The sequence below is a fragment of the Roseibium sp. genome (genome assembly GCF_025698965.1).
GTDB lineage: Bacteria > Pseudomonadota > Alphaproteobacteria > Rhizobiales > Stappiaceae > Roseibium.
This window is the reverse complement of record NZ_JAILWL010000471.1, coordinates 1-5,019: the sequence shown is the minus strand read 5'-3', so window position 1 is coordinate 5,019 and position 5,019 is coordinate 1. Positions and strand designations below refer to the sequence as shown.

Sequence of the window (5,019 nt, the reverse complement as noted above, 5' to 3'; positions counted from 1 at the left end):
CAAGAACAGAATGGCACTTGCGATCCAAAGACGGGAAACGGCGATTTGAAGGCCGTGAAGATCGCTCGTCAAAAATCTGGCGATCACACTATGAGTGCCGAATAAAAGTGCGGCCAGGACTCCGAAGCCAAGCGCACGTTTCGAAGATGCAATATCCATGACGGAATGCTAGCGGACAGAAATCCATCCGACAACGCATACAATTACGTTTCGGAAGTCCTCACCAGGATGCCTGACTGGGTCTTGCGAGGCGGCGTACAGGTGCAAATCCGGCAGCTTTCGCCTATCCGTCCCGAGTTGCTTGCTCGTCAGCCGGTTTCATCGGCTGCAGTCTTCTGCGACTGGCCTTGGACAAGGCCCGGCAGGATGACACCGAGAATAATCAAGCTTGCCCCGATCAGCATGTCCCGGGTGATCTGTTCGTCCAGGGCGAAAAACGCGACAACAAACGTAAACACAACGGACAGTACGACCAGCAAAGATGCTGTGATCGATGAAACACCCGTCATGGCCTCATACCAGAGGAAATAACCAAGCGCGGTTGAGAAAACACCAAGCGTCAGCAACACGGACACATCCGTCACATCGACCGAAAGCGGATACAGCGCCAGCGACGGTGTCAAGACCAGGCCGCACGGAAGCAGTATTTTCAAGAGAACTGCCATGCGGTCCATTGTCGACCTGGTCTGCTTGACCGAAGCAGCACTACCGATGGTGAACATGGCCCAACTGAGCCCTGCCCCCAATTCCCACAAGTCACCGATCTGGCCGGAAGTGCCGATTTCAAAATCATGCCGGACGGTGAGGTAGACACCGGTCAGAGCCAAGAAAGTTGCCACTCCGTCCGACCAGCGCACCTTTTCCAGACGTGCCACGACCAACATTAAAAGGACAAAAAAAGGGGCCGTATTTTCCAGCACCATCGCATTCGTAGCACCGGTGCTCTCCAGACCGATGTGGAACGTGATGTAATTCAGCGTAAACCCGGCAACCGCGAGACAATGATAGCGATTGTAAGGAAAGATGCTGAATTTATGACCGGCCAGTTTCAACAGGCAATAAATGACGCCACAAGCGATCCACAGACGAAAAACCGCAATCTGCAGTCCGTGCATATCTGCGGTCAGATATCTGACAAAGACAGAATTCAGTCCCATCAAAAAAGCAGCAAAGACACCGAAGCAAAGTGAGATGAAATAAGGTCGCGCCATGAGAGCCAGCCTAATGGCTGGCCCTGTCAGCGGCAATGGTCACCGTGTTGCATGAGTGAAATCATGAGGAAACACGGGATGCGAGTTGAACCGCAATACGGTTGGTCCGAAAAATCGAACGCCTATTCAGCAGCTTCAGCCGGTTTTTCCGGAGCGGTTTTCGCCCAGGCCGGAAGCGCCTCCAGTCGGTGAAGCCAGGCTTCAACCTTGGGAAACTCTGACAGAGGCACCTCTGAATGAGGATGCAGGGCAAGTGCCGAGTGACTGCCGACGGCAAAATCGGCGGCCGTCACGTTATTGCCGAGCACATAATCCTGATTGGCCAGCTGATCCTCCAGGACGGCCGCAAAACGGCGAAAATTCTGCTGTCCTGCTTCGATTTTCTCGGCATCCGGAGCACCAAGGCCGAAGAACTGTTTGGCAACCGTTTCCCAGACAATGTCTCCAAGAGCCTTGTTGAAATGCTGAACTTCCCAGGATTGCCAACGCAGGATCTCGATCCTGTCTCGCGGTGCGGATGGACAAAACGATTCCGCGCCCTTCCGGTCACTCAGATAAATGACGATTGGGTTGGCCTCCCAGAGCGTGAGGTCACCATCGACCAGAACCGGCACCTTCACATTGGGATTAATCGCCCGGAATTCATCCGTTTGATGTTCTCCCGCCATGAGATTGAACTTCTGAATTTCGGTTTCGCCTTCCAGCCCGAGATGATGAACGGCCCCAAGCACCCGGCGGCTGTTGGGGGACAAGTCGGTTACATACAGTTTCATCGAATTCTCTCCTGTTGCCGGCGCGCTGCCCGGAAAGTCCGAACACGGCCAGGGAAGAGTACCGCAACCATGACGACGCTTTACTCAACCATTTAGTTGACTATAATGAAGCGAGATGATAGTCAACCAAAAGGTTCACTTTATGACTGTGCAGCAGATGCCGCAACTTGATGCCACATTTTCAGCGCTGAGCGACGGCACCCGCAGGGCCATTGTTGCCCGGCTTGCTGATGGGGAAGCAACCCTCTCGGACCTGGCCGCTCCTTTCGACATGTCACTGACGGCAGTATCCAAGCATTTGCGCGTATTGTCGGATGCCGGCCTTGTCGACATCGAAAAACGCGGACGCACCCGGCATTGCCGCCTGCGTGGCACACCAATCAAGGAAGCCGTAGACTGGCTCAGCAAATACGAGACTTTCTGGATCGACCGGTTTGACGCCCTTGCCAGACATCTCGCCAAGGAAGAGACCGAAAAATGACAGTTCAGCAGTCTGAAAAGGAATTTCTGAAGTCGCCCCCCGGACACGAGCCGGTCATTGTAGAAGGCCTTTTCCGGGCCGATCCAGCCCGTGTCTTCAAGGCCTTCACGGCACCGGAAGATGTCAGCTGCTGGTTCATTCCGAAACCAGGGGGACTGGTTTCGGCGGAGATTGATCTGAAGGTCGGCGGGAAATGGTGCTTCATCATTGACCGCACGCAGGAAAAACAAATCCATTTTGAGGGCGAATACTTTGTAATCGACCCGCCCCATCGACTGGAATTCAGCTGGCGGCACGTTCAGGAATTTGCCGACGGTTCTCGCGAAGCAACCGATGCTTCAAGGGTCATCGTCACCTTCACACAGGCCGGGAAGGCAACCGAGGTGAAGCTGCACCATGAAGCCATCAAGACCGAAGATGCCCGCAGGGGTGTTGGCGGCGGCTGGAATGGTTGCTTCGGTCGGCTTGCCGGTTTTGTTTCGAACTCACGCCCAAACCTTCAGGAGGAAGACATGACTTCACCCAACTTTGTCAGCCGGGACGAATGGCTTGGTGCCCGCAAAACCCTCCTTGCAAAGGAAAAAGCCTTCACCCGGGAACGCGACGCGCTTTCTGCCGCCCGTCGGGAATTGCCTATGGTGCTGGTCGAAAAGGACTATGTCTTTGATACCGAGGCTGGGAAAAAATCGCTCTCCGACCTGTTCGGGCCCCATCCGCAACTGGTCGTCTATCACTTCATGTTCGGCGAGACCTGGGAAGAAGGCTGCCCGAGTTGCTCCTTCTGGGCTGACAATTATGAACGCCTCGACAAACATCTTGCCGCACGCGATACCGCATTGGTTTCAATTTCAAATGCGCCGCTTGAAACACTGCAGGCCTACAAAAAACGCCTCGGCTGGACCTTCAATTGGGTTTCGACTGACGGAAACGGCTTCAACATTGATTATGGTGTCACCTTCCCCGGCAAGGAAGACCCGACCGGAAACGGCTACAATTATTCAGGCAACGTGTTCGCCGAAGAACTGCCCGGCGTCAGCACGTTTTTGAAACTGGATGATGGGCGCATCGGCCACAGCTACTCCACCTATGGCCGCGGCCTCGACATGCTCAACATGGCCTACAATCTCCTGGACCTAACCCCAATGGGCCGTCACGAAGAAGGCCTCTCCTATCCGATGGCATGGGTCAGACGGCGGGACATGTACGGCGCCGAAGAGTAATCCACTCGTTCAGAACCATTAAATATCAATGCCTTGGCGAAGTTTCGCATAGCAATCGTCAAACATCATGGAAACAACAGGAGGTTCCATGATGAACTATGCGAAACTGGGTGCAATCGGGTTTGGCCTCTGGGGTCTGTTACACATAGCCGGGGCCGGCTTCATTCTGTTCACCGCAATCTTCGACGGTCCCGCAATCGGTTATGCCGTATATGGCCATGATGGTACTCACCTACCTGGTGCAACCGGTGCTGTCCTCGCCTACTTTTCCTACCTTTTGGCATTGTCAGGCGCCGTCGTTCTGGGTGTCGCTGCGAAAATGAATTGGTCGAACTCCCAGGCAGGACTGGCGATCAACACAGCGAGCGTCGCACTTGTCGAACTGGGCTTGATCCTGTTTCTGATCGTTCCCGGTTACCTGTCACTCTTTGAAGCCCTGCCGGGATTTGTCTTTTTTGCCATGGGAGCCATATTTGGCGGCATTGCGTGCAAACGGGATCCAAGCCATGCCTGACGATCTGATTTCAAGAGCAAAGCAAGGTGATCAGGCGGCCTTTTCAGAACTTGTGAAAGCAGATCTGCCAAAGCTGCGCCGGATCGTCCGGAAACTTGTGGGCCACCCGGAAGACAGCGAAGACATTCTGCAAGAGGCGCTGGCAAAAGCATGGTCCAGTATCAAAGGCTATCAGCAACGCGCCAGCTTCAGCACCTGGGTGACATCAATTGTCACCCGCACCGCCATCGATCACCTGCGGGCGCAGAAGAGATGGCGCGCACAGGCTCAGGTGGCCTACGCCAATGCGTGTGCAGCGTCGGAGGAACTCGCTGGTGAAGTGATCGGCACCATGTCGGATCCCGAGTTCCAATTCCAGATACAGGAACACATTTCCTATTGCTTCACCTGTGTCGGCAGATCACTGCCTGCGGACGAGCAGGCAGCACTTGTCCTCAGAGACGTCATGGATCTGTCTGCGCGCGAAGCTGCCAACGTACTTGGCATTTCAGACGCAGTACTCAGGCACCGGCTGTCTGCAGCTCGTCGTGCGATGCAGGACAAATTCGAGGGCTTGTGCGCGCTTGTCGGCAAGCAGGGGATCTGCCACCAATGCGCGGGTCTGAAGATGGCTGCGGAAGGCAAGGACAGCCGGAACAATTTCCCGGACATATCCGCATTCGCCGACCGGATGGCTATCGTCCGCTTATCGGAACCTGGCTCCATGACCAGACTGCACGATATATTCTGGCGACGAACCAAGGAAATTGAAGAAACCGGAACCGGCTCAATCGATCCGGTATCCGGATGTGGAGAAGAAGAAAGTGCCTGCGAAACCTAA

At 54.7% G+C, this 5,019-nt stretch carries 6 protein-coding genes; 4 read left to right on the top strand and 2 right to left on the bottom strand.

Annotated features, from left to right (window positions below; translation table 11 throughout):
* Positions 1 to 308 precede the first annotated feature (308 nt).
* Together K5905_RS27280 and K5905_RS27275 are read right to left on the bottom strand one after the other, a co-directional pair.
* Complete coding sequence (locus tag K5905_RS27280; protein ID WP_297590192.1) at positions 309 to 1,211, bottom strand: DMT family transporter; 903 nt, start codon at positions 1,209 to 1,211, stop codon at positions 309 to 311.
* Between the two features lie 122 nt (positions 1,212 to 1,333).
* The gene (locus K5905_RS27275; protein ID WP_297590189.1) at positions 1,334 to 1,984 is read right to left on the bottom strand and encodes a glutathione S-transferase family protein; all 651 of its coding nucleotides are present in this window, start codon (positions 1,982 to 1,984) and stop codon (positions 1,334 to 1,336) included.
* 157 nt (positions 1,985 to 2,141) lie between these two features.
* On the opposite strand from K5905_RS27275, the gene K5905_RS27270 reads away from it, so the two are divergent.
* The 4 genes from K5905_RS27270 to K5905_RS27255 all read left to right on the top strand — a co-directional run bounded on the left by K5905_RS27270 (position 2,142) and on the right by K5905_RS27255 (position 5,019).
* Complete coding sequence (locus tag K5905_RS27270) at positions 2,142 to 2,465, top strand: helix-turn-helix transcriptional regulator (RefSeq protein WP_297590194.1); 324 nt, start codon at positions 2,142 to 2,144, stop codon at positions 2,463 to 2,465.
* Positions 2,462 to 3,685, top strand: a complete 1,224-nt coding sequence (locus tag K5905_RS27265) for a DUF899 family protein (protein WP_297590186.1) — start codon at positions 2,462 to 2,464, stop codon at positions 3,683 to 3,685. The genes K5905_RS27270 and K5905_RS27265 overlap by 4 nt, the downstream gene beginning before the upstream one ends.
* A gap of 91 nt (positions 3,686 to 3,776) precedes the next feature.
* On the top strand, positions 3,777 to 4,199 hold the full coding sequence (locus tag K5905_RS27260) for a hypothetical protein (RefSeq protein ID WP_297590183.1): 423 nt from the start codon (positions 3,777 to 3,779) through the stop codon (positions 4,197 to 4,199).
* The gene (locus tag K5905_RS27255; protein WP_297590180.1) at positions 4,192 to 5,019 is read left to right on the top strand and encodes an RNA polymerase sigma factor; all 828 of its coding nucleotides are present in this window, start codon (positions 4,192 to 4,194) and stop codon (positions 5,017 to 5,019) included. The genes K5905_RS27260 and K5905_RS27255 overlap by 8 nt, the downstream gene beginning before the upstream one ends.